We start from the raw sequence: 1,085 nt of genomic DNA on the forward strand, positions 1-1,085 counted from the left end.
GCCAGCGTGCCTTCTCCCGAAGTTACGGCACCATTTTGCCTAGTTCCTTCACCCGAGTTCTCTCAAGCGCCTTGGTATTCTCTACCTGACCACCTGTGTCGGTTTGGGGTACGATTCGTTGTTACCTGATGCTTAGAGGCTTTTCCTGGAAGCAGGGCATTTGTTGCTTCAGCACCGTGGTGCCTCGTCGTCACGCCTCAGCCTTGACCTTCCGGATTTGCCTGGAAAGTCAGCCTACACGCTTAAACCGGGACAACCGTCGCCCGGCCAACATAGCCTTCTCCGTCCCCCCTTCGCAGTAACACCGAGTACGGGAATATTAACCCGTTTCCCATCGACTACGCCTTTCGGCCTCGCCTTAGGGGTCGACTCACCCTGCCCCGATTAACGTTGGACAGGAACCCTTGGTCTTCCGGCGAGCGGGCTTTTCACCCGCTTTATCGTTACTTATGTCAGCATTCGCACTTCTGATACCTCCAGCAGACCTCACAGTCCACCTTCAGCGGCTTACAGAACGCTCCCCTACCCAACAACACACAGTGTTGCTGCCGCAGCTTCGGTGCATGGTTTAGCCCCGTTACATCTTCCGCGCAGGCCGACTCGACCAGTGAGCTATTACGCTTTCTTTAAATGATGGCTGCTTCTAAGCCAACATCCTGGCTGTCTGGGCCTTCCCACATCGTTTCCCACTTAACCATGACTTTGGGACCTTAGCTGGCGGTCTGGGTTGTTTCCCTCTTCACGACGGACGTTAGCACCCGCCGTGTGTCTCCCGTGATAACATTCTCCGGTATTCGCAGTTTGCATCGGGTTGGTAAGCCGGGATGGCCCCCTAGCCGAAACAGTGCTCTACCCCCGGAGATGAATTCACGAGGCGCTACCTAAATAGCTTTCGGGGAGAACCAGCTATCTCCCGGTTTGATTGGCCTTTCACCCCCAGCCACAGGTCATCCGCTAATTTTTCAACATTAGTCGGTTCGGTCCTCCAGTTAGTGTTACCCAACCTTCAACCTGCCCATGGCTAGATCACCGGGTTTCGGGTCTATACCCTGCAACTTAACGCCCGGTTAAGACTCGGTTTCCCT

At 54.9% G+C, this 1,085-nt stretch carries 1 rRNA gene; it reads right to left on the reverse strand.

Going from position 1 to position 1,085, the window contains the following annotated elements:
- Positions 1-1,085, reverse strand: a 23S ribosomal RNA gene (locus ACQE3Y_RS20500); the annotation flags it as partial.

Origin of the sequence: Pantoea sp. FN0305, assembly GCF_050113845.1 — a bacterium.
In the GTDB taxonomy this organism is placed as follows: domain Bacteria; phylum Pseudomonadota; class Gammaproteobacteria; order Enterobacterales; family Enterobacteriaceae; genus Mixta; species Mixta alhagi.